General features: G+C 69.4%; 22 protein-coding genes and 1 pseudogene. 9 read left to right on the top strand and 14 right to left on the bottom strand.

From position 1 onward, the window contains the following. Positions 1-12 precede the first annotated feature (12 nt). Positions 13-942 carry a YihY/virulence factor BrkB family protein gene (locus NRF20_RS18155; RefSeq protein WP_398631262.1) on the top strand — a complete coding sequence of 310 codons (930 nt, stop codon included), beginning with the start codon at positions 13-15 and terminating at the stop codon, positions 940-942. On the opposite strand, the gene NRF20_RS18150 is transcribed toward NRF20_RS18155, so the two are convergent. Continuing rightward, positions 890-2140 carry a D-alanyl-D-alanine carboxypeptidase family protein gene (locus tag NRF20_RS18150; protein ID WP_398631261.1) on the bottom strand — a complete coding sequence of 417 codons (1251 nt, stop codon included), beginning with the start codon at positions 2138-2140 and terminating at the stop codon, positions 890-892. The two genes, NRF20_RS18155 and NRF20_RS18150, sit on opposite strands and share 53 nt — an antisense overlap. A 121-nt stretch (positions 2141-2261) precedes the next feature. Between NRF20_RS18150 and NRF20_RS18145 the strand changes: the two genes are divergently transcribed. From NRF20_RS18145 to NRF20_RS18135, 3 genes are all read left to right on the top strand, one after another. After that, positions 2262-2507 (top strand): SCO4848 family membrane protein, encoded by a 246-nt coding sequence (locus tag NRF20_RS18145; protein ID WP_266358592.1) that lies wholly within the window; start codon positions 2262-2264, stop codon positions 2505-2507. Between the two features lie 29 nt (positions 2508-2536). Further along, positions 2537-3808 (top strand): metallophosphoesterase, encoded by a 1272-nt coding sequence (locus tag NRF20_RS18140; RefSeq protein ID WP_413752902.1) that lies wholly within the window; start codon positions 2537-2539, stop codon positions 3806-3808. A gap of 188 nt (positions 3809-3996) precedes the next feature. Next, on the top strand, positions 3997-5553 hold the full coding sequence (locus tag NRF20_RS18135) for an ABC transporter substrate-binding protein (protein ID WP_398631259.1): 1557 nt from the start codon (positions 3997-3999) through the stop codon (positions 5551-5553). A gap of 92 nt (positions 5554-5645) precedes the next feature. On the opposite strand, the gene NRF20_RS18130 is transcribed toward NRF20_RS18135, so the two are convergent. The 4 genes from NRF20_RS18130 to NRF20_RS18115 form a co-directional block, all read right to left on the bottom strand. Further along, the gene (locus NRF20_RS18130) at positions 5646-6356 is read right to left on the bottom strand and encodes a TetR/AcrR family transcriptional regulator (RefSeq protein WP_266358590.1); all 711 of its coding nucleotides are present in this window, start codon (positions 6354-6356) and stop codon (positions 5646-5648) included. A 23-nt stretch (positions 6357-6379) separates the two neighbouring features. Then, positions 6380-6808 (bottom strand): thiol-disulfide oxidoreductase DCC family protein, encoded by a 429-nt coding sequence (locus NRF20_RS18125; RefSeq protein WP_398631258.1) that lies wholly within the window; start codon positions 6806-6808, stop codon positions 6380-6382. Between the two features lie 7 nt (positions 6809-6815). Then, positions 6816-7247, bottom strand: coding sequence for a hypothetical protein (locus NRF20_RS18120; protein ID WP_398631257.1), 432 nt, complete (start codon positions 7245-7247; stop codon positions 6816-6818). Positions 7248-7314: 67 nt separating this feature from the next. Beyond that, entirely contained in the window at positions 7315-8541 is a 1227-nt protein-coding gene (locus tag NRF20_RS18115) for an MFS transporter (RefSeq protein WP_413752901.1), read from the bottom strand. An 87-nt stretch (positions 8542-8628) separates the two neighbouring features. Here NRF20_RS18115 and NRF20_RS18110 point away from each other — a divergent pair, with 87 nt between their 5' ends. After that, positions 8629-9138 carry a MarR family winged helix-turn-helix transcriptional regulator gene (locus NRF20_RS18110; RefSeq protein ID WP_398631255.1) on the top strand — a complete coding sequence of 170 codons (510 nt, stop codon included), beginning with the start codon at positions 8629-8631 and terminating at the stop codon, positions 9136-9138. Positions 9139-9157: 19 nt separating this feature from the next. Here NRF20_RS18110 and NRF20_RS18105 read toward each other — a convergent pair whose 3' ends face one another. From NRF20_RS18105 to NRF20_RS18075, 7 genes are all read right to left on the bottom strand, one after another. Beyond that, on the bottom strand, positions 9158-9589 hold the full coding sequence (locus NRF20_RS18105) for a hypothetical protein (RefSeq protein ID WP_413752899.1): 432 nt from the start codon (positions 9587-9589) through the stop codon (positions 9158-9160). A 141-nt stretch (positions 9590-9730) separates the two neighbouring features. Beyond that, a complete protein-coding gene (locus tag NRF20_RS18100) occupies positions 9731-10333 on the bottom strand; it encodes a hypothetical protein (RefSeq protein WP_266358585.1) in 603 nt (200 codons plus the stop codon). Positions 10334-10514: 181 nt separating this feature from the next. After that, the gene (locus NRF20_RS18095; protein ID WP_398631253.1) at positions 10515-11282 is read right to left on the bottom strand and encodes a succinate dehydrogenase iron-sulfur subunit; all 768 of its coding nucleotides are present in this window, start codon (positions 11280-11282) and stop codon (positions 10515-10517) included. Continuing rightward, a complete protein-coding gene (sdhA, locus tag NRF20_RS18090) occupies positions 11282-13042 on the bottom strand; it encodes a succinate dehydrogenase flavoprotein subunit (protein ID WP_398631252.1) in 1761 nt (586 codons plus the stop codon). Before sdhA ends, NRF20_RS18095 begins: the two co-directional genes overlap by 1 nt. Before the next feature lie 28 nt (positions 13043-13070). Then, entirely contained in the window at positions 13071-13547 is a 477-nt protein-coding gene (locus NRF20_RS18085) for a succinate dehydrogenase hydrophobic membrane anchor subunit (RefSeq protein ID WP_114246213.1), read from the bottom strand. A gap of 5 nt (positions 13548-13552) precedes the next feature. Then, positions 13553-13933, bottom strand: a complete 381-nt coding sequence (gene sdhC / locus NRF20_RS18080) for a succinate dehydrogenase, cytochrome b556 subunit (RefSeq protein WP_093900148.1) — start codon at positions 13931-13933, stop codon at positions 13553-13555. A 207-nt stretch (positions 13934-14140) separates the two neighbouring features. After that, complete coding sequence (locus NRF20_RS18075; protein WP_398631251.1) at positions 14141-14644, bottom strand: 2-oxo-4-hydroxy-4-carboxy-5-ureidoimidazoline decarboxylase; 504 nt, start codon at positions 14642-14644, stop codon at positions 14141-14143. Between the two features lie 325 nt (positions 14645-14969). On the opposite strand from NRF20_RS18075, the gene NRF20_RS18070 reads away from it, so the two are divergent. The 4 genes and pseudogenes from NRF20_RS18070 to NRF20_RS18055 all read left to right on the top strand — a co-directional run bounded on the left by NRF20_RS18070 (position 14970) and on the right by NRF20_RS18055 (position 18202). Further along, positions 14970-16574: a glycoside hydrolase family 20 protein gene (locus NRF20_RS18070; protein WP_398631250.1), complete on the top strand. Its 1605-nt coding sequence runs from the start codon at positions 14970-14972 to the stop codon at positions 16572-16574. Between the two features lie 281 nt (positions 16575-16855). Beyond that, positions 16856-17224, top strand: a pseudogene (locus tag NRF20_RS18065) (DUF4328 domain-containing protein); the annotation flags it as partial. Positions 17225-17330: 106 nt separating this feature from the next. Continuing rightward, positions 17331-17501, top strand: a complete 171-nt coding sequence (locus NRF20_RS18060) for a hypothetical protein (protein ID WP_413752898.1) — start codon at positions 17331-17333, stop codon at positions 17499-17501. A 131-nt stretch (positions 17502-17632) separates the two neighbouring features. Next, complete coding sequence (locus NRF20_RS18055; RefSeq protein ID WP_398631248.1) at positions 17633-18202, top strand: hypothetical protein; 570 nt, start codon at positions 17633-17635, stop codon at positions 18200-18202. 87 nt (positions 18203-18289) lie between these two features. On the opposite strand, the gene NRF20_RS18050 is transcribed toward NRF20_RS18055, so the two are convergent. Then, positions 18290-20728: an FG-GAP-like repeat-containing protein gene (locus NRF20_RS18050; protein ID WP_413752897.1), complete on the bottom strand. Its 2439-nt coding sequence runs from the start codon at positions 20726-20728 to the stop codon at positions 18290-18292. A gap of 431 nt (positions 20729-21159) precedes the next feature. Continuing rightward, positions 21160-21588 (bottom strand): hypothetical protein, encoded by a 429-nt coding sequence (locus tag NRF20_RS18045; protein WP_398631246.1) that lies wholly within the window; start codon positions 21586-21588, stop codon positions 21160-21162. Positions 21589-21868 lie beyond the last annotated feature (280 nt).

Genomic DNA, 21868 nt, shown 5'->3' with positions numbered 1-21868 from the left:
TAGTCGTACGTCATGGACTGGCTGAAAAACCTCCCTGTCATCGGGCCGATCGTCTCCCGGCTGATGGCGACGCACGCCTGGCGCTCGTACGAAACGCTGGAACGGGTCCACTGGGCCAGGCTCGCCGCCGCGATCACCTTCATCAGCTTCCTGGCGCTCTTCCCGCTGATCGCGGTCGGTGCGGCGATCGGTGCCGCGCTGCTCTCCACCGAGCAGATCCACAAGATCGAGAACCAGATCACCGAGCAGGTGCCGGGCATCTCCGACCAGCTCGGCATCAGCGATCTGGTCGCCCACGCGGGCACGGTCGGGCTGGTCGCCGGTGCGCTGCTGCTCTTCACCGGCATCGGCTGGATCGGCGCGATGCGGGGCTGTCTGCGCGCCGTGTGGGGCATGGACGACATGGACCTGGGCAATCCGGTCATCCGCAAACTCAAGGACGCCGGGCTGCTCTTCGGTCTGGGCGGGGCGGCGCTCGTGACTCTCGCGGTCTCCTCGGCCGGTTCCGTCGCCGTCGGCTGGACCGCCGGTCTGCTGGGCATCTCGGACCGCGGCGCGGGCGGTGTGGTGCTGCAGGTGGCCGCCATGGTCGTGGCGGCCCTCGCCGACTTCCTGCTGCTGCTCTATCTGCTGACGCTGCTGCCCGGCGTCGAGCCCCCACGGCGCCGGCTACTGGTCGCCGCGGCGATCGGCGCGGTCGGCTTCGAACTGCTCAAGCTGCTGCTCGGCAGCTATATGAAGGGCGTCGCGTCGAAGAGCATGTACGGCGCCTTCGGAGTGCCGGTCGCGCTGCTGCTGTGGATCAACTTCACGGCAAAGCTGCTGCTGTTCTGCGCCGCCTGGACGGCGACGCGGAACAGCAAGGACACCGAGAAGGACTCCGCGGCCGTCAGCGACGAGGAAGGCGGCGCACCAGGTCCGGCAGCGGCCAGCGCCGGTTGACCAGGAACACCCCGCCGGTCAGCAGCGCCAGGACGCCTCCGGCGATTCCCAGCGCGATCCCGACGCCCCCGCCGCCGTCGGCGGCAACGGCCTCGGTGTTGTGCGAGGGGCCGTTCCTGCCCTTGTCCTCCTCGTGCGCCGCCGCGGGGCCCTTCCCGGTGCCGGTCCCGGTACTGGCGGACTTCGGGGGCACCAGTTCGCCGACCGGGGTCACCTTGCCGCTCGCGGCGAAGCCCCAGTCGAGGAGGTCGGCGGCTTCCTTGTAGACGGCGTGGGGCTTGTCGGACGACGGGTTCATGACGGTGACGAGCAGCACCTTGCCGTTGCGTTCGGCGACACCGGTGAAGGTGTTGCCCGCGTGCGTGGTGTAGCCGTTCTTGACCCCCGCGAGGCCCTTGTACGGGTCGACGCCGTCCGCACCGGTGAGCAGCCGGTTGGTGTTCTGGATCTTGAAGCTCTCGCGCTTCCCCTTCTTCTCCGCGCCGGGGAAGTCGGCCTCGGCCGTCGAGCAGTACTCCCGGAAGTCCGCCTTCTGCAGCCCGCTGCGGGCGAACAGCGTCAGGTCGTACGCGCTGGAGACCTGGTCGGGCGCGTCGTAACCGTCGGGCGACACCACCTTCGTGTCGAGCGCCTGCAACTCCTCGGCGTGTGCCTGCATGTCGGCGACGGTCTTGGGAATGCCGCCGTACATCGAGGACAGCACATGCACCGCGTCGTTGCCCGAACGCAGGAACACCCCGAGCCACAGGTCGTGGACCGTATAGCTGAGGTTTTCCTTGACGCCGACCAGGCTGCTGCCCTCGCCGAGATCGGCGAGGTCCTCCTCCTGCACCGTGTACGTCCGGGTCTTCGGCTGCAGTCCGGGCATCACGGTGTCCGCGAAGAGCATTTTCAGGGTGGAGGCGGGGGGCAGCCGCCAGTGCGGGTTGTGCGCCGCGAGGACCTCGCCGTTCTCCGCGTCCGCGACGATCCAGGACCTGCCCGTGAGGTCCTTGGGCAGTACCGGGGCGCCGACCCCCAGCTTGACCTGCGTGCCGGTCCGGCCCAGCAGCTCGCCACCGACCCGGGACATACCGGCGGGTGGCTTCGGCCGGTTGGCGGGGGTGTCCTTGCCGACCGCCGATGCCGGACTGACGACAAATGTGGACAACAAGGCGGCAGAGGTGACCGTCAATGCGATCTTTTTCAGAGCAGGCACGGTCGGAAACGTACAGGGCGAAGATATGAATGCGGGTGCGGATGGCTTGACCCGCCGTGCGTACCGCCGGGACAGCCCACCCCGGGCGGCTTCCCGGGAGCGCGGCGGAGATACTGGGGCCATGAAGCTCAGCCGCTCCGTCTCCTGGTTCCTGCTCGCCTTCGGGGTGTGGAGCTGGTTCATCTGGATCACTTTCGTCAAGAACCTGTGGAAGGACGGCAGCGGACTCGCCTTCGACGACGCGGGTGACCCGACTGCGTACTTCTGGGTGCATCTGCTGCTCGCCATCACGTCCTTTCTCCTGGGGACGGCCGTTGGTGTGATCGGGTTCCGTGGGGTCAGGGCGCTGCGCCGCGAAGGTGCATAACAAGCCGTACGACGGGCGGGGGAGCGCAAGTGGCAGTGGCCGGTCTTGTAGTGACGGCAGTCGTGGTGCTCGCGCTGCTCGTCGGCGTGCACCGCTATCTGTGGCGCCGCTTCGTCGGTGACACGACGGCCGAGGGAAGCGCCCTGCGCCGGACCGGCACGGTGGCCGCCTGTCTCCTGCCGCTGCTGAGCATCGGCGCCCTGGTCTCCGGCCGTACGGGTGCGCCCTTCTGGCTCCAGCGGGCGCTGGCCTGGCCGGGGTACCTGTGGCTGGCCGCGCTGCTGTATCTGACGCTGGCTCTGCTGGTGGGCGAGGCGGTACGGCCGATTCTGCGGCGGGTGCTCGCGGGCCGTGCGAACGAGTCGAGCCGGCCGGATCGTCCGTCGGTGACGAAAGTACTCACGCCCAGGGCCGCCGACGCTCCCGCAGCGGACATCCTCGTCGCCGATGCCCCTGTCGCGGACACCCTCGCCGTCCCCACGCGCCGTCTGTTCGTCGCACGGGCCGTCGGGGGCGCCGCCGCCGTCGCCGGGCTCGGCACGGTCGGCTACGGCACCTACGGCGTGCTGCGCGGGCCGCGGGTCAAGCGGATCACCGTCCCGCTCGCCAAACTGCCCCGCTCCGCGCACGGCTTCCGGATCGCCGTCGTCAGCGACATCCACCTCGGCCCGATCCTCGGCCGCGCCCACACCCAGCGGATCGTCGACACGATCAACCGGACCCAGCCGGATCTGGTCGCCGTCGTCGGGGATCTCGTCGACGGAACCGTCGCCGACCTCGGTCCGGCCGCGGAGCCGCTGGCGCAGCTGACTGCCCGCCGGGGCAGTTTCTTCGTCACCGGTAATCACGAGTACTACTCCGGCGCCGGCCAATGGGTTGATCACGTACGGGAATTGGGGCTTCACCCCTTGGAGAATGCCCGGACCGAGATCGACGGATTCGATCTCGCGGGCGTCAATGACCTTGCCGGGGAGAGCGAGGGGCAGGGGCCCGATTTCGAGCGCGCGCTCGGTGACCGGGACCGTACCCGCGCCGCCGTCCTCCTCGCCCACCAGCCCGTCGTCATCCACGATGCCGTCGCCCACGGCGTGGACCTCCAGCTCTCCGGCCACACCCACGGGGGCCAGCTCTGGCCGGGCAATTTCATTGCCGAGCTGGCCAATCCCACGGTCGCCGGGCTCGACCGCTACGGCGACACCCAGCTGTACGTCTCGCGTGGAGCGGGTGCCTGGGGGCCGCCCGTACGGGTCGGTGCACCCTCCGACATCACCGTCGTGGAGCTCGCCTCCCGACAGGCCTGACACTCCGTCGACGGCCTGTTACCGATCTTGCCGATCGACCCAAGGTTTCAAGTGCCGAACAAAAGGCTATGAGTCCCACTTTTACTCTTCCAGATGTGAAAATCGTGTGATTGGCTGAGCGTGAACATGCGGTGATGTGCGTATCTGAGTGCAACGCCGAGGTGGGGCTGGTAAGGGAGAGCACGGCAATGCGGTCGATCCGGCTACGGATTCTCGCGATTCTCGCGGTTTTGGTCATCGCAGGCGTCGGCGCCTGGCAGCTGCTTCCTTCGGACGAGGTGAAGAAGGACCCGATCGCGGTCGGTACGACGGACATAGTCACCTCGCTCGACCCGGCGGGTGCGTACGACGCCGGTTCCTGGGCGATGTACAGCAACATCTATCAGTCCCTCATGACGTTCAAGTCCGGGGCGATCGTCCCCGAACCCGACGCCGCCGAGAGCTGTGGGTTCATCGGCCAGAAGCTCCAGACGTACCAGTGCAAGCTGCGCGACGATCTGTTCTTCTCCAACGGTCGCAAGATGACCGCCGCCGATGTCAAGTACTCCATCGAGCGCATGATCAGGATCAAGACGGATGTCGGTCCGTCGGTGCTGTTCCCGAGCCTCAAGAACGTGGTGTCCGAGGGCCGCACCATCACCTTCAACCTCTCCTCGCGCGATGCGACCTTCCCGCAGAAGCTCGCCACGGGAGCCGGATCGATCGTCGACCGCGAGTCGTACCCGCCGAACAAGCTCCGGGCCGGAAGCACGGTCGACGGCTCGGGCCCCTACATCCTGAAGTCGTACCGGCCGAGCGCCACCGCCGAGCTGGTCCCCAACCCCCGGTACAAGGGTGCGCTGAGCAAGACCGGTGTCCCGGTCACCGTGCACTACTACGAGGGGTCGGAAGCACTCCTGGCGGCCTGGAAGTCCGGGCAGGTCGATGTGACGCACCGCCAGCTGCCGCCTGCCACGCTCGCCGAGCTGAACCCCGGCGACCCCGATCTGCGCGTCACCGAGGCGGGCAGCGCCGAAATCCGCAATCTCGTCTTCAACGTCCGCGACGGTTCCCCGTTCGCCGACAAGAAGGTCCGGCAGGCCATCGCTTCGCTGGTCGACCGCGGGCCGCTGGTGACCGATGTCTACAAGGGCACGGTCGAACCGCTCTACTCGCTGATCCCGCAGGGCTACATCGGGCACAGCACACCGTTCTTCGACGCCTATCCGTCGCCCGATCCCGCGCGCGCGAAGAAGCTCCTGGAGGAGGCGGGCGTACAGACGCCGCTGCACTTCACCTTCGGCTACCGCGGCGGTGACGAGGCGTACGCGAACGAGACCGCGGAGCTGCGCAGCCAGCTGGAGGCGGGCGGCCTGTTCAAGGTCACGGTCAAGGCCGTCGAGTGGACGAAGTTCCAGAAGGAGTACGCGGCCGGCAAGTACGACGCGTACACCGTCGGCTGGTTCCCCGACTACCCGGACTCCGACACTTTCAGCCAGCCGCTGGTGGGCCACAGCAACAGCCTCCACAACGGCTACTCCAGCAAGAAGGTGGACGCCCTGATCGGCGCCACGCTGCAGTACAGCGACCGCGGCCGTACCTCGGCGGACTTCAAGGAGCTCCAGGCGCTGGTCGGCGAGGATGTGCCGCTCGTGCCGCTGTGGCAGAAGAAGGACTATGTCGTCAGCACGACCGATGTCTCCGGTTCGCAGTACCTCTCGGACGGCACCGGCCTTTGGCGGCTGTGGGAACTGAAGCGGATCTGACGGTCCGCCGCGCCGGACCCGGCGCGTACGACAGGATCAAAGGGGCGGTCTCCCGGCATTGCCGGGAGACCGCCCCTCTGCCTGGGGCCTGCCTAGGCCCGACGCCTCGCGGCGCCGGGCAGGAACTCCTCCAGCACCTCGTGAATCTGCCGCACCAGCGGTCGCAGCACCCGGAACCGGGAGAGCGCGATGGCGCGGGCGCCGATCGGGGCGGAGCGCTCGACCAGGCGGCGGCTGCGTTCGGTGTGCTCCGTCCGGTCGTACACCCAGTAGAGCACCAGGCCCATCTGCATCAGCCACATCAACTGCGGCAGCAGCTCGGCCAGTTCGGGATCGGTCTTGGCGTCGGAACCAGCCAGGCACCGCCGGTGGATGGAGATCGCCGCCTCGCGGGCCGCGACCGAATCCGCCGAGAACGGGCTGAGCGGGCTCTCCGGGTCGGCGGCGTTCTTGAAGAACTGGGCGGCGAAGCGGTGGTACGGCTCCGCCACGTCCAGCCACGTCAGCAGGACCCCGCGCATCCGCACCGCGAGGTCCTTGTCGCCGTCCAGGACCGGCTGGACCGCCGCTTCGTGCTCGGCGGCGAGCCGGTCGTAGAAGCCCTGGACGAGGTGTTCCTTGTTCGTGAAGTAGTAGTAGGCATTCCCGACGGAGACGCCGGCCTCCTGGGCGATGGCCCGCATCGTCGTCTTGTCGTAGCCGCGTTCCTGGAAGAGCCGGAGCGCGGTTTCGAGGATGAGTGTGCGGGTCTGCTCGCTCTTGGGAGCCTTGACTTCCTTCACGTCCTTCGCTTCCTTCACCACAGTCCCGAGGGTATCCGCCCCGGTCAGTCCCCAGGTCCGGGGACCGTACAGGCACTGTTCCCGTCACCGCACGGTGTCGCGGTCAGCGACCGGTACTTCGCGGCGGCGAGCACGGTCGCCCGGGCGAACGGGCGGCCTGCCGGGGTGGTCAGCCAGTGGGACCTGGGCCGGTGTTCGGCCAGCGCCCAGAGGCAGACGATCCATGCGTCGGTCCCGCGGTAGATCTGCCCCCGGTCGCCGATCACGGTGACCTCGTCGAGCGTCGCGGCGTGGTCGAGTCCGGGGAAGCGGCGGCGCGCCTCTTCGGAGTCCGCAGGGACGAGGTCGAGCGGAACGAGCTGACGCTGCTTCATCAGCCACTGGCGCAGATGGACGCAGAGCGAGCACTGCGCGTCGTACAGCACCGTGAGGCGTTCGACAGGCAGCCGCTGCCCGCCTGTTTTGGCTGTCATGGCGCGCTCAGGCCCTGGTGACGGGTGCGGCCCACGGACCGTTTCCCGGCCCCGTCCAGCCCTGTGGCGGTACGGGCGGGGTCTGCTCACGCTCCATCAGGCCCCTGCGGCGGATCTTGTTGAGCACATAGACGTTGCCGAGGTGCAGCACGCCGAGGACCAGCAGGACGACGCCGAGCTTCACCGACAGTGCCTCGAAGAGCCCGCGGGCGTCGGCGACCCCGTCGTCGTTCCTCAGGTAGAGGGTGACGAAGCCCAGGTTGACCAGGTAGAAGCCGACCACCAGCAGGTGGTTGACGGCGTCGGCGAGTTTCTCGTTCCCGTGCAGCACATCGGCGAGGAACACCCTGCCGTTGCGGCTGAGCGTGCGCGCCACCCAGACGGTGAGCGCCACGCTGATCAGCAGGTAGATGACGTACGCGACAACAGTGAGGTCCATGCCCCACCCTCCCTTGAACGCGTTCAAAAGCTGTTGTCATGGACTGTAGACCTGTCTTTGAACATGTTCAAGCCGGTACCTCGGCTGCCCGCTCCTCCTGCTTGCCGGGCTTCCCGAAACGCCGTACGCCCGGTACTGCCGCCGTCGCCAGACAGGCGGCGCCGACCGCCACCGCGGCGACGGCCAGGGGGACTTCGGCGCCCCAGGCCGAGGCGGCGAGCGGGGCCAGGGCATATCCGAGCGGCATCGCGCCGAGGGAGAGCAGCCAGTCGTACGAGGTCACGCGGGCCAGGGCGTGCGCGGGCACGGCGGACTGGACCGAGGTCTCCCAGACCGGGTTGAGGAAGCCGAGCCCGGCCTGCGCGATGCCGTAGGCGGCGATGGTCACGACCACGGGCGCGTGGACGGCGAGAAGACCGAGCGGGAGGGCGTACGTGGCGAGGCCCAGGTTGGCGATCAGGACCGGGCGGCGGGGGTGGGCCCGGCCGGCCAGCAGGGAGCCGAGGAGCAGGCCGACCGCGCCGGTCTGGAGGAGGGCGACCCAGACTCCCTTGCCGCCCAGCTCCCGGACGAAGAGTGCCGGACCCACGGTCATCAGGACGGCCGCCGCGCCGTTCCAGACGGCGTGGGCGATCAGGCTCGTCCAGTACCAGTCGCGGCCTCTGACCTCGCTCCAGCCCTCCTTGAGATCGGTGAGCAGGGAACGCCGGGGGATGGGTACGTGCCGGACCTTCATGGCGGACAGCAGCGCCGCGCTCACCGCGAAGCTCGCGCCGTCCAGCACGAAGGCCCAGCCCGGGCCCGCGGTGAGGATCAGGGCTCCGGCGAGGGCCGGGCCGCCGAGCCGGGTCGCGCTGTTGGCCACCGCCATCAGTGAGTTGGCGCGCAGTAGCCCCGACTCCGCCACGGTGCCGCGGATCAGCGGTGACACGGTCGGCATCGCGAACGCCCCGGCGGCGCCGCCGATCGCCTCGGCGAGGGCGATCTGCCAGAGCGCGGGGGAACCGCCGAGCAGTTCCGCGCCGACGAAGAGCTGGGCCACGCACCGTACGAGATCGGTGGTGAGCGCGACGGTGCGGGCGTTGAAGCGGTCGCCCACGACGCCCCCCAGTGGCAGCAGGAGCAGCTTGGGGATCATCGCGCATCCCAGGACCAGAGCGAGCGCTCCGGTCGACCCTGTGGCCAGATAGACGGCCAGGGAGAGGGCGGTGGGGATGGCGGAGTCGCCGAGGAGGGAGAGGGTGCGTCCGATGAAGAGCAGGCGGAAGGCGCGCGTGCGCAAGGGGTGCGGCATGCGCGCAACCTATTTTGGTTCCGAACTATTCGTCAACGAAATATCCCGTACCGAAGCGTATTTGGGGGCCGGGCGTACGCTTTCCCCATGGAGCGACGCGACTGGACCGACGGACATGTGGAGCGCTGGAAGCCCGTCCTTCCCGACCTCGATCCCGATGTCGAGGGCGCGGTGATTCGTATGAAGAGGCTCTCTGTCCATCTGCGCCGGGTGCGTGAACAGTCCCTGGTCGACTTCGACCTGGACCGCCAGGAGTTCGACACGATCCACAAGCTGGCCGGACGCGGCGGGAAGGCAGCCCCCTCCGAGCTCGCCGCCGACCTCGACCTCGCGCCCGCCTCCGTCACCGGCCGGCTGGACGCGCTCGAGCGGCGCGGCTTCGTCCGCCGTACGCCCTCCACCACCGACCGCCGACGGGTCGATGTGGAACTCACCGATGAGGGCCGCTCGACCTGGCTGGGCGCGATGGATGTCCTCGGCCACGAGGAGTACCGGCTGCTCGGCGTCCTCGACAAGGACGAACGCACGCTGCTCAACGACATGCTGCGGCGCATCATGGTGGTCGCGGAGGACCGGGGCGGCGCCGAGTGGGACTGAGGCGCGGGGTACCGGGCGCTCAGCCGGCTTCGTCGTCAGGGTCTCTGACGACGTGATCGGCCGGCTCCGCCCGGAGTTCGTCCAGATCCTGCGCCAGGACGCGGCCGAGCGTCTCGTTCCACTGCGCGGCCGCCTGCTCCGCCGACGAAACGGAAGCCGCGCCGCAGCGGCACGCCCGCGAGCAGCAGGGCGAACGCGCCGACCGGCCGTAGCAGCAGGCGCCCGTGCAGGTCAGCGTGACATCGACGGACCACCGTCCCTGCTCCGCGGGCCGCGGCCCGAGGTGCAGGCGCGCGACGCCCAGCCGGTGGTTCAGCCGCGCCGTCGCCGGGGCACGCAGGGCCGCGAGCGCCCCGGGCCGGGCGGCGGCCGCCGCCCACCAGGCGGCCGGATCGAGCGACGCCTTCCCCGACAGGCGGCGCAGCGAACCCGACCCCTCCGGGGCCCGCACCCCCCTCGATCTCCAGCGGCCCGGGGCGCTCGGGGCTGCGCAGCCGCAGGGCCATCCGGCCGGTGAACCCCGGTGACCGCACAAGCTGTTCCAGGTCGACGACGTGACGGTGTGCTGGAGGCGGGCCAACCCTGCGGACCGTCAGATGCTCATTGCGCGGGCCGTGTTGAGCTGGGCCATCACCATAGGGAAGGTATCCGGGCCCATCGCCGGGATCATCGTCGAGTGGTGCCTGCCGCCGCTGGTCACCGAGACCTGGATGAAGCCGGTCGTCTTCTTCTCCTTCATCAGGAGGAAGAGCAGACCGACCAGGCAGAGCAGCGCGAAGACGATCGCGAGCACGATCGCGACCGTCGGGATCTTCTCCTCGGTGCGCGACAGGTCCGTGGCCGTCCACACGGCGCCCTTGAGCGGCATCGTGCCGGCCGGCGTCACGATCTGGTCGTTCATGACGGTGATGTCGCCGAACGTCAGCATCGGCACACCGCCGCCGGGCAGTGCGCCCGGCTGCTGCGGGAAGCCGTAACCGGGCATGGTCGGCTGGGCCGCCTGCTCCGGGGGGTAGCCGTAGCCGGGGCCGGGCTGGGCCGCGGACTCGGGCAGCTGCTGCGGGTAGCCGTAGGCCGGCGCGCCCGAGCCGGGCAGGCCGTGCCCCTGGCCGTCCGCGACGGTGGGCGGATTGCCCGGCTGCTGGGGAGGCCCCCACTTGTATGAGTCGTCCGCGTACGGATTCGGATCGCTCAACGTTCCCCGCTTTCGATCAAGCCTGTGCGCCCCGTGCCTTGCTGCGCCGGAGGCGACGAACCGGTGTCCGGTTCCGCATGACCGTACCGTCAAGACCCGAGCGGTGCAGCAAGAGGCCCCGCTTCCCGCAGTGTTCGTGCGGAAAACGGGGCCTCGGATGCAACTGGTGCGCCAGTGGCGGTCAGAAGCGGCGCGTGATCAGCGCCCGCTTGACCTCCTGGATCGCCTTGGTGACCTCGATGCCACGCGGGCAGGCGTCCGTGCAGTTGAAGGTGGTGCGGCAACGCCACACACCGTCACGGTCGTTGAGGATCTCCAGACGCTGCTCGCCGCCCTCGTCGCGCGAGTCGAAGATGAAGCGGTGCGCGTTGACGATCGCCGCCGGGCCGAAGTACTGGCCGTCGTTCCAGAACACCGGGCACGAGGACGTGCACGCGGCGCACAGGATGCACTTGGTGGTGTCGTCGAACCGCTCGCGGTCCTCGGCGGACTGCAGACGCTCGCGGGTCGGCTCGTTCCCCTTGGTGATGAGGAAGGGCATGACATCGCGGTACGCCTGGAAGAACGGGTCCATGTCGACCACGAGGTCCTTGAGGACCGTGAGGCCCTTGATGGCCTCGACCGTGATCGGCTTCTCCGGGTTGATGTCCTTGATCAGCGTCTTGCAGGCGAGCCTGTTCTTGCCGTTGATCCGCATCGCGTCGGAGCCACAGATGCCGTGCGCGCAGGAGCGACGGAACGTCAGCGTGCCGTCGACTTCCCACTTGATCTTGTGAAGGGCGTCGAGAACACGCTCCTTCGGGTCGATCTCGATCTGGAAGTCCTGCCACTGGGCCTCGTCGGAGACCTCGGGGTTGAAGCGGCGGATCCGGAAGGTGACCGTGATGTACGGGGAGGCAGGGGACGCCGAGGGGTCGGTCTCCACCTTGTCCAGAGTCGGGGTTGCCATCAGTACTTACGCTCCATCGGCTGGTAGCGGGTCTGGACGACCGGCTTGTAGTCGAGCCGGATCGACTCGGTGCCGTCGTCGGCGACCTCGCGGTACGCCATGGTGTGGCGCATGAAGTTGACGTCGTCGCGGTTCGGGTAGTCCTCGCGGTAGTGACCGCCGCGGGACTCCTTGCGGGCCAGCGCGGAGGTCGCCATGACCTCGGCCAGGTCGAGCAGGTTGCCCAGCTCGATGGCCTCCAGGAGGTCCGTGTTGAACCGCTTGCCCTTGTCCTGGATGGACACGTTCAGGTAGCGCTTGCGCAGCTCGGCGATCTTGTCGACGGCCGTCTTGATGGTCTGCTCGGTACGGAACACCATCACATTGGCGTCCATGCACTCCTGCAGCTCCAGACGGATCGTCGCGACCCGCTCGGTGCCCGTCGAGTTGCGCAGCCGCTCGACCTGGTCGACGACCAGCTGCGCCGGGTTCTCGGGAAGCTCGACGAAGTCGTGCTTCGCGGAGTACTCGGCGGCGGCGATGCCCGACCGGCGTCCGAAGACGTTGATGTCGAGCAGCGAGTTGGTGCCCAGACGGTTGGCGCCGTGCACGGAGACGCACGCGACCTCGCCGGCGGCGTACAGGCCCGGGACGACGGTGGTGTTGTCGGCCAGCACCTCGCCCTCGACGTTGGTCGGGATGCCGCCCATGGCGTAGTGCGCGGTCGGCTGGATCGGGATCGGGTCCGTGTAGGGCTCGATGCCGAGGTACGTACGCGCGAACTCGGTGATGTCCGGGAGCTTGGCGTCCAGCTGCTCCGGCGGCAGGTGCGTGAGGTCGAGGTAGACGTGGTCGCCCTCGGGACCGCAGCCGCGGCCCTCACGGATCTCCGTGTAGATGGAGCGGGACACGACGTCACGGGACGCGAGGTCCTTCATGACGGGCGCGTACTTCTCCATGAAGCGCTCGCCGTCCTTGTTGCGGAGGATGCCGCCCTCACCACGGGCGCCCTCCGTCAGCAGGATGCCCATGCGCCAGATGCCCGTCGGGTGGAACTGGAAGAACTCCATGTCCTCCAGCGGCAGGCCGCGGCGCCAGGCGGCGGCCTGGCCGTCACCGGTCAGGGTGTGCGCGTTCGACGTCACCTTGAAGAACTTGCCGGTGCCGCCGGAGGCGAAGATGATCGCCTTCGCCTGGAAGACGTGGATCTCGCCGGTCGCCAGCTCGTACGCGACGACGCCTGCGGACTTCTTCAGCCCGGTCTCGGGGTCCTCCTGGAGCAGGAGGTCCAGGACGTAGAACTCGTTGAAGAACTCCACACCCTCCTTGACGCAGTTCTGGTACAGCGTCTGGAGGATCATGTGGCCGGTGCGGTCCGAGGCGTAGCAGGACCGGCGGACCGGGGCCTCGCCGTGGTTACGGCTGTGGCCGCCGAAGCGACGCTGGTCGATCTTGCCCTCGGGCGTGCGGTTGAACGGCAGGCCCATCTTCTCCAGGTCGAGAACGGAGTCGATGGCCTCCTTCGCCAGGATCTCGGCGGCGTCCTGGTCGACCAGGTAGTCGCCGCCCTTGATCGTGTCGAAGGTGTGCCACTCCCAGTTGTCCTCTTCCACGTTGGCGAGCGCGGCGGCCATGCCGCCCTGCGCGGCGCCCGTGTGGGAGCGGGTCGGGTACAGCTTCGTGAGCACGGCGGTACGGCTGCGCTTCGTCGACTCGATGGCCGCGCGCATACCGGCGCCGCCGGCGCCGACGATGACGGTGTCGTACTTGTGGATCTGCATGATTTCCTCTGGTCCCTCTGCCCGGCGCCTAGCGGATGTTCGGGTCGAAGGTGAAGATCACCAGCGTGCCCAGCAGGACGGTGAACACCGTGGCGGTGTACAGCAGCATCTTCAGCCAGAAGCGGGTGTTGTCCCGTTCGGCGTAATCGTTGATGACCGTACGGAGGCCGTTGGCGCCGTGCAGCATGGCCAGCCACAGCATCGCCAGGTCCCAGACCTGCCAGAACGGCGAGGCCCAGCGGCCCGCCACGAAGGCGAAGCCGATCTTGGAGACGCCGCCGTCCAGCACCAGCTGGATCAGCAGGTGGCCCAGGACCAGGACGACCAGGACGATGCCCGACAGGCGCATGAAGAGCCAGGCGTACATCTCGAAGTTGGTGCGCGAACCCTTGGGGGTCTTGCCGGTCCGCTTGCGCGGCGGCTCGATGACCGGGGCCGGGTGGTCGACGTCGTAGAGGCTGACGCCCTCGACGGAGCCGATCGCGGCGGAGGACTCGGTGGACATTGGCCTCAGCTCCCGAAGACTTCGCGTACGGCGTGGCCGAGGACGGGGTACAGGGCCCCGACCATCAGCACGACCCAGACACCCACGACGGACCAGAGCATCTGCTTCTGGTAGCGCGGGCCCTTGGCCCAGAAGTCCACGGCGACGATGCGGAGACCGTTCAGCGCGTGGAAGAGAATGGCGGCCACCAGGCCGTATTCGAGGAGCGCGACGATCGGCGTCTTGTACGTGGCCACGACGTCGTCGTAGGCCTCGGGGGAAACGCGGACGAGAGCGGTGTCCAGGACGTGTACGAACAGGAAGAAGAAAATGAGGACACCGGTGACTCGATGAGCCACCCAGGACCACATGCCTTCCCGGCCGCGGTACAGCGTTCCAGCCGGCACGGAAGAACCCTCCGGGAGCGGGGATTGGGGCCGGCCGGCTTGACTGTCGGTCTGACCCGGCCGGGTACGGTCCACCGGCCCCGGCCATCGTAGCGACGCTTTGTCGGTTCGTTCGCGCGGGGGCCTCTGGTGTGATCAAAGTGGCAATCAAACAGGCACGGACGGGCTAGAACGGACTGGTCCGCAGGGCTGACCGGCCCCGTTCCGTTATGAACCCGATACCAGCTCGATGATGCGGCCCCGGGCGAGTCGCCGCATCTCGTCCGCGGTGACCACCCGCTCCTGGTCGGGGTCGTGGCCCAGCCTGGCCCGGATTCCGGCGAGCACCTGGTCCGGCTGTTCGGCGGGCTCGAATCCGTCCAGGCAGATCACGAAGACATGGCCGAAGCGGCACTCGTATGCCGCGTGCGCGGCCCGGAGCGCGAGATGGGCGGAGTACGGCGCGGCGTGGTGCAGTCCGGGGGAGACCTCGGCGGCGAGTGCCTCGGCGAGATCCGGCGGGGACAGGTCGTAGCCCGCCTCGTCGGCGGCGGCCAGCAGCGCGTCCAGGTCGGGGTACGGGCGGTGGGCGGCCACCCGCCCGGCCCAGCGCCGGCTGCCGAAGCAGTCCAGCAGGGCGGCCTCGGCCTCGGCGGACGGTGCGGTGTTGAAGCGGTCGAGTTCCGGGGCGTCGGCCCGGTCCTGTGCCGGTCCGGATTTCTGGACGGGCACGGCCGTCCGGGTGGCCGGTCGCCGCAGTCGCTTCGGGAGGCCGGCGTGGGACTCGCTGGACCTGGACAGCGTGGGCTCCTCGAATCAACGGCATCGGTGAACCTGGAATGGGGCGGGACGGGTGAGACCAGGCGGATGCAGGGTGAAGGGAGAGACGAATGTGCCTCAAAGGTAGCGAGGCCGGGCAACGGTCGTCCGACAGATGCGCGAACTTCACCCGGACGGGAGAGTTTCGGAACGTCTGATGGACCGCATTTCAGGAAGATTGCCCGGCTATCTCCTGACTTATGCTCTATTTCCCATCGATACCGGAGGTTTCTGACCGATGTCGCCCTCACGTGGCGCTCTTGTGGCCGGTGCGGCCCTCACCGCGGCGGCTGCCGCGACGATCGCCGTCGTCGTCTGGCCGGAAAGCTCCGACAGCGGACTCGCGGGGGAGTCGGGGTCCCGCACGCCCTCGCACGCCTCGGCCACCCCCTCGCCGACCCGGAGCTACCCGCTCTCCACTCCGCCCCGCACCATCCCCGCCGTACGCGAGCACATTGCCGCCCGCGGCCCCGGCTGGCGGCCCGGCCCGGCCGCCGGGGTCGTCATCGCCGACGGCAGCGGGACGCTCGCGGACGAGGGGCAGCTGCTCGCCGAGGAACTGAAGATCCACTACCGGGGTGACGTCCCCGCCCGCGCGGGCGATGTGGAGCTGGCCCTCACTCCCGGCAAGGGCACCCCGGAGTCGTACACCCTCAGAACGCACGACGGACGGGTCACGATCAGCGGCCCCGACCAGGCCGGTGTCTTCTACGGGACCCGAACCCTGAAACAGTCGGTGCGCGCCGACGGCGACATGCCCGAGGGCGAGGTACGCGACCGCCCCGACCGGCCGCAGCGCGGCCTCAACCTCGACATCGCCCGCAAGTACTACACCGTCGCCTGGATCGAGGACCGGCTGCGCGAGATGGCCGACCTCAAGCTCAACCAGCTCGGCCTGCACTTCTCCGACGACCAGGCGTTCCGTATCCAGTCCGACACCCACCCCGAAGTGGTCTCGCCGCAGCACCTCACCAAGGCGGAGGTGCGGCAGATCCTCGGCCTCGCGGGCCGGCTGCACATCGAGGTCGTCCCCGAGATCGACTCCCCCGGCCATCTGGGCGCGGTCCTGCGCGCCCACCCCGAACTCCAGCTGCGCAATGTGTCGGGTGTGCGCTCGACCGGATCGCTCGACATCTCCAATCCGGGGGCGGCGAAGCTCATCGATGAACTCCTCGGCGAGTTCACCGAGCTGTTCGGCGGCCGGTACTGGCATCTCGGCGCCGACGAGTACCGCGCCCTGATGGCGAAGGACCCGGCCGCCTCGTACCCGCAGCTGCAACGCGCCGCCCAGCAGAAATACGGACCACAGGCCGGCATCAAGGACCTCGCCACCGGCTGGCTCAACGACCGCGCGGCGGTGGTGCGGCCGCACGGCAAGCAGCCCAAGGCCTGGAACGACGGCTTCTTCCGCGACGGAGTCGTGCATGCCGACAAGGACATCGAGGTCGAGTACTGGACGGGCAAGGAGTACGGCGCCCGGCTGCCGGAGGAGTATCTGAGCGAAGGCCGGCGTGTGGTGAACCTCAACGACGAGTTCCTCTATTACGTACTCGGTCAGCCCAACAACTTCGTCTACCCCACGGGCAAGCGGATCTACGACCAGTGGACCCCGCTCGTCCTGCGCGGCACCCAGCCCGTCCCGGCGCGCTACTCCGGCCAGATCCTGGGCGGCCGGTTCGCGGTCTGGGGCGACCTCCCGAACGCGCAGACCCCGGCGCAGGTGGCGCAGGGCATCCGGATGCCGCTGCGGGCGACGGCCCAGAAGCTGTGGGCCCCGGGCAAACCGGCGCTGAGCTGGGATCAGTTCCGGGCACTGGCCGCGCGGATCGACGGGGTGGGCTGAGCGGGGCGGACGGGATTCCCCGTGGACAGGGCGGTGGGCAAGGGTTACGTTCGCGTGCCGCGCGCTCCGGGGGAGGGGCGCGCGCGTTCCTTGTGTTCCTGGTTCAGAATCCTGGGGGGTTCCACACCGTGCTGTGCTCCACCTGCCGTCTCAGACCGCCGGTCACCGCGGACGGACACTGTCTTCTCTGTGCCGGACCGGCCGGGGCGGCGACCCCGGCGCCGCCGGTCCCGGCCTTCGTCGCTCCGCAGCAGTATCTGCGCTCGCCGGACGGGCTCGCGATGGCCGTCGTCATTCTGCTGGCCGTCGTCGCCGGGGCCGACCTGCTCGCCATGGCAGCGGGGCAGAACATCCGAAGGCTGCTCGGCGACGGGCTGGAGAACGACTTCGCGACGTACGACGACGCGGAGGCGGCCCTCGCGAACAATCTCTACGGGTCCGCCGGTGCGCTGCAGGGTGTCATGACCCTGGCCACCGCCGTCGTCTTCATCATCTGGTTCCGGCGGGTGCGGATGAACGCCGAGGTGTTCGACCCGAGCACGCAGCCGATGTCGCCCGGCTGGGCGGTCGGCGCCTGGTTCGTCCCGGTCGCCAACCTGGTGCTGCCGCGCCGGATCGCGGGCGGCATCTGGACCGCGAGCGCCCAGACCAACACCGACGGCAGCTGGCGCACGGTCCCGGCCACCCCGATGAATCTGTGGTGGGGGGGCGTGGGTCTGCTCGCTGGCCTTCTCCTGGGTCACGTCCCGGCAGTACATGAAGGCCGAGGACACGCAGGAGATCATCGACACGACGGGCCTGGTGATGGCGTCCGACGCGTTCGACATCGTGGCCGCCGTGCTCGCCATCCGCTTCGTACGCAAGCTGACCCGGATGCAGGGGGAGCGGGCAGCCCTCGGCGTGTATCCGCTGGGCGCCCAGGGGTAGCGGGACACACCCGCTGAGCGATGCTATTCGGCCCCTTCGGTGACGCTTTTGAGCCATCCGGCGCTGAACGCGGTAACGGGAAGCGCCGCGTCCTTGTGCACGCACGGGGACGCGGCCGACGGGAGACGCCGATGAGCCTGCTGGAACTGATCGCCGCCGCCGACGAGCGGGGGCTGGCCGCGAGCGCGGTCGCCTGCCTCGACCGCTGCCTGCCGCAGCCCGCCGACGGGGCCGATCCGGATCCGCTGCGCCCGCTCTGGGCGGGGTGCGCGGACGGCTCCGTGTGGCCGGACCGCCTCGCGGAGGTGCGCGCGGCACTGGACACCGCGGCCGACGGGGAGGGGGCGGCTCCGCGGATCCGGAAGCTGCTGGGCGACGCGCCCGTGGACCGGGCGGAGCCGGGGATGCGGGAGTGGGCGGACGCCTGCTCGCTGCTGGCCCTGGAGAGCCACCTCGGGCAGGACGCGGCGCCGTCCGCCGGGGCGGAAGCGGTGCGGTGCTGCCGCGAGGGCGATCCGGAGGCGGCCGGCCCGTTGCTGGCTGGGGAGTTGCGCCGACAGGTCCGGATCCTGGAGATGCTGGCGCAGACCACCGAAGCGTCGGGGGCGGCCGCCGGACTGCGCCAGGTGCTCGATGTGTCGACGGAGGGGCAGCGCGTGCTGCGCGCGGCGGTCTCGCGCCGGGCCCGCGGCCGGGCCTGACCCGGGGAGCTCCGCACAAGGCAGGAGCCCCCCGGGTCAGGCCGAGGGGCTCCAGTATGTGTGCGAATGACGCAGGCGGCCCGGGTGCTACGGGGCCAGAGTCAGCCCGATCCGGATCCCGGTGGGTGAACCGAGCGCCGACACCCCGTAGTACAGGCCGGTGTCCGCCTTGATGCCCGAGGTGCTGGTGTTGTCGATCTGCAGGATCGTGCCGTTGCCGGCGTCCTCGCCGTCCGCGCCGATCGCGATGTCCGCCCGGCTGTAGCCGGAGAGATCGGTGAGGGACACGGACGAGCCGAGCCGGTCGTTGGGCTCGGTGGAGCCGGGGATGCCCGTGGTGTCCTGGCTGTATCCGACGGCCCCGGTGCCGGTGGGGCCGGTGGCGGAGCCGCGGATCAGGAAGACCTGGCCGGCGTTGCTCTGGTTCACGCCGCCGCGGGTGATGTCCTCACCCGGTGCGCCGGTGAGGATGTCACCGTACCCGTCGAGGTTGACATCGCCGATGGAGACGGACGCTCCCATGTCGTCGCCGGTCTCGCCGCTGTCCGGTACACCGGTGGTGTCCTGGTGGATCGTCTTGCGGCCGGTCGAGGTCAGACCGGTGGCCGAGCCGAACACGGCCGTGACCGCGCCGCCCTTGGCGGTGTGCCCGGACTCGGTGGCGGACGGCTGGCCGACCGCCAGGTCGGTGGCGCCGTCGCCGTTGATGTCACCGGCGGCCAGCGAGCGTCCGCCACGGGCATCGAGGATGCCGACCCGCTGGAGTCCGGTGGTGGACCCCTTCAGCCACAGCAGGCGTCCGACGCCGCTCGGATCGCGGTAGTTGACGGCGGCGTCCGCGTAGCCGTCCTTGTTGAAGTCGCCGGTGACCGCGGCCGCGTAGCTCACGGCAGCGGTGTACGCGGCGGTGTTCAGGTAACCGGACTTGGCCGCGCCGGTCTTGCCGTCCCAGGCCCACCAACGCCCCGGCTTGCCCGGTGCGACGGAGAAGATGTCGGCCTTGCCATCGGCGTTGAAGTCGCCCGAGGTGACCGTCGTACCGAGCTTCTCGCCGCCGATCCGGCCCGAAGCGGTGACCGAGTAGCCCTTGCCGGTCGTGAGGCCCGGGCCGTACATCACGACGACCGTGCCGTTGTCGGCCTGTGTGATGTCCTCGCCAGGCCCACCGATGACCAGGTCGGCGTACCCGTCGCCGTTCACGTCGCCCCAGGCGTTGGACGAACCGAACAGGTCACCCGACTCGGAGCCGCCGGGCACGCCTGTGCTGTTCTGGTCCAGCTTGCGCTTCGCGGCCGAGCTCGGGCCGTCCTCGGTGCCGGGCAGCACGGTGACGCTGCCCGCGCTGCTCGCCGCTTTCGGGAGACCGGCGACCAGGTCGGTGACGCCGTCCCGGTTGAAGTCGGTGGTCGGGATCGCGGCATTGCGGGTGCCGTTGGTCGCGTACGTGCGGATCGCGCCGAGCTTGGCGTACAGGTTGGCGCCCGGGCACGCCGTGGCAAACCCGTCGCGGTGTCCGGCGATGGTGTTGAACGTGACGTCACCGGCGGGCTTGGTATTGCCGTCCGCGTCGGTGACGAGACGGGTCAGCGTCACCTTGGCGGTGGGGCTGACGCCGTACTGGCCGAGCTTCCACGCGGCGACCCGGGCGGCGGACTGCAGGGCGGCCTGGGTCGGCTTGCCGGTTTCGAAGTTGCCGAGCAGCGAGATGCCGGTCGAGTACGAGTTGAAGCCGTAGGAGTGGGCGCCCTTGACCGGGAGGTCGGCACCGCCGCCGCGGCCCTCGAAGATCTGGCCGCACTTGTCGACCAGGAAGTTGTAGCCGAGGTCGTTCCAGCCCTCGGTCTTCACGTGGTACGTCATGATCGCGCGGACCATGGCGGCGGAGTCGGCGCAGCTGTAGTTGTTCGTGTCGACGGTGTGGTGGATGTAGACCGCCTGCACCTTGTCGATGTACTCCGGTGCGTCCTCGACCAGCGACTCGTCGGCGCCCCACTGGGCGCGGCTGATGATCGGCGGCCGGTTGACGGTCGACGGCGGCGCGGTGGGTACGGTCGCCGTAGGCTCCGGAGTGGGCGAAGCGGTGGCCGTCTCGGAGGCGGGGGAAGTGGCGGTCGGCGTCGCTGTGTCCGTGGCCGTCGCGGTGTCGGTCGGCGCGGCCGGCTCCGTGGGTGTACCCGTGGGCGCATCGGTCGTGCTCGTCGCCGATGGGCTCGCGGTTTCCTCCGCGACGAACGCGGCGTTGTCCATGGAGTCCGGAGCGGCTGTGGCGGCCGCCGGGTTACGGGACTCGGTCTTGCTGACGCCCGGGTCCACCATGTGGAGCTTGAGCCCCTTCGGCAGCGCCCTGCCCGAGTTCACCTTCACCTGCACGGCGTTCGAGGCGCCGACCCACAACGGCTCGGTCGCCTGCCGGGCACCGGCCTTCTCGGGCCCGTCCGGCCCGTCGGCGGACAACTCCAACTCCCGCCAGGGCGACCACTTCCCGGTCTCGACGTCCCGGGTCCGCACCTGCGCGGCGCCGTTCACGTTCGCTGCCCCGTCCCAGCCGATGCCCACCAGCGAGAACGGCTCGGTGCTCGTGGTCGGCAGCGTCCGTTCGGTGGCCGTCCCCCCGCCCAGCGCGAGTGACCGCAGCTTCGCCGGACGCTGCTCCGGCCCCTGGGGGCCGGCCCGTCGGACGGGTTGGCGATGGCGACCGTCACCACTCCCGCCCCGCCGAGCACCACGGCACCGAGGGTCAGCCAGGCGCGGCGCTTCAGGCTCATCGGTCTGTACGCATGCGAACTGCGCGGGCTCAAATGCCCCACCTCTCAAGAGAGTTCAAGTACCCAGACGTTCATCGGGCCCCACCCGTCGAGCGGGCGGCCCGGGGTACCCAGCGAAGCCCAGGGTTCAAACGTCACGCCGATTTCCCCAGGAGTGACGCGCATCACAGAAGGGTGGGGCTGGTGCGGGGCTCACCCGGGCGCGGGGAGTTCGCCGCTGCAGGTGGCCCGCCCGTAGGCGCCGGTCGCCAGCGTGGACTGGACGTGTCGGCCGCGGATGGCCAGGGCGCAGGTCCCGGTGCCGCCCTTCGCATCGAGGACAACGCTGACCAGGGGCTCCTTCCCCAGCGGCACGGGGACGGTGGTGCGCCAGGGCAGCCGGACGTTCTGGACCGTGATCGAGCCGTGGTTGCCGCCATGCCGGACGTACGAGATGTCGGCAATGCCCTCGCCGGTGACCGCATAGGTGACATCGGCGGTCGGGACGGCGCGCGGCGCCGGTTTCTCCTCGGTGTCGAGAACGCCGTACGTCACCAGGCCCGCGCACGCCAGCAGCAGCGCTCCGGCCACCGCAATGCCGCGGCGGTCGATCGGGTTTGTTTTTCCGTCTCTGTGGTCCATCGATGCTCCCGATAAAGATTGGAATCAGGGAAATAGGTCCGTCTATACAGGGCCTGGAACAAAGAAATCCACCCCTTTCGCAAAAGGGGTCAAATCGCCGCCCGATTGGTCCGTCAGTGGCGGCATGCGGGCACGTATGCCCAGTTCGAGGCCTTAAGTGCGGTCACTTGACCAGACGTTGACCAAGGCCTCAGGATCCTCGCCCGAACCCCTGGTGGGGATTTTCATTTCTTCGCCATGGATTCGGTCAGGCTGTCTCGAAAACGTCGGGGTGGCTTAT

Source organism: Streptomyces sp. R-74717, from assembly GCF_047305335.1.
Lineage (GTDB): Bacteria > Actinomycetota > Actinomycetes > Streptomycetales > Streptomycetaceae > Streptomyces > Streptomyces atratus.
This window is presented reverse-complemented; position numbering and strand designations above follow the sequence as displayed.

Bases quoted from the DNA above. Each gene is read 5' to 3' on its own strand.
- NRF20_RS18115 (WP_413752901.1), bottom strand. From the start codon at position 8,541: ATGCCGCACCCCTTGCGCACGCGCGCCTTCCGCCTGCTCTTCATCGGA.
- NRF20_RS18145 (WP_266358592.1), top strand. From the start codon at position 2,262: ATGAAGCTCAGCCGCTCCGTCTCCTGGTTCCTGCTCGCCTTCGGGGTG.
- NRF20_RS18045 (WP_398631246.1), bottom strand. From the start codon at position 21,588: ATGGACCACAGAGACGGAAAAACAAACCCGATCGACCGCCGCGGCATT.
- NRF20_RS18055 (WP_398631248.1), top strand. From the start codon at position 17,633: ATGAGCCTGCTGGAACTGATCGCCGCCGCCGACGAGCGGGGGCTGGCC.
- NRF20_RS18110 (WP_398631255.1), top strand. From the start codon at position 8,629: ATGGAGCGACGCGACTGGACCGACGGACATGTGGAGCGCTGGAAGCCC.
- NRF20_RS18125 (WP_398631258.1), bottom strand. From the start codon at position 6,808: ATGACAGCCAAAACAGGCGGGCAGCGGCTGCCTGTCGAACGCCTCACG.
- NRF20_RS18135 (WP_398631259.1), top strand. From the start codon at position 3,997: ATGCGGTCGATCCGGCTACGGATTCTCGCGATTCTCGCGGTTTTGGTC.
- NRF20_RS18155 (WP_398631262.1), top strand. From the start codon at position 13: ATGGACTGGCTGAAAAACCTCCCTGTCATCGGGCCGATCGTCTCCCGG.
- NRF20_RS18060 (WP_413752898.1), top strand. From the start codon at position 17,331: ATGAAGGCCGAGGACACGCAGGAGATCATCGACACGACGGGCCTGGTG.
- sdhA (WP_398631252.1), bottom strand. From the start codon at position 13,042: ATGCAGATCCACAAGTACGACACCGTCATCGTCGGCGCCGGCGGCGCC.
- NRF20_RS18120 (WP_398631257.1), bottom strand. From the start codon at position 7,247: ATGGACCTCACTGTTGTCGCGTACGTCATCTACCTGCTGATCAGCGTG.
- NRF20_RS18070 (WP_398631250.1), top strand. From the start codon at position 14,970: ATGTCGCCCTCACGTGGCGCTCTTGTGGCCGGTGCGGCCCTCACCGCG.
- NRF20_RS18085 (WP_114246213.1), bottom strand. From the start codon at position 13,547: ATGTCCACCGAGTCCTCCGCCGCGATCGGCTCCGTCGAGGGCGTCAGC.
- NRF20_RS18095 (WP_398631253.1), bottom strand. From the start codon at position 11,282: ATGGCAACCCCGACTCTGGACAAGGTGGAGACCGACCCCTCGGCGTCC.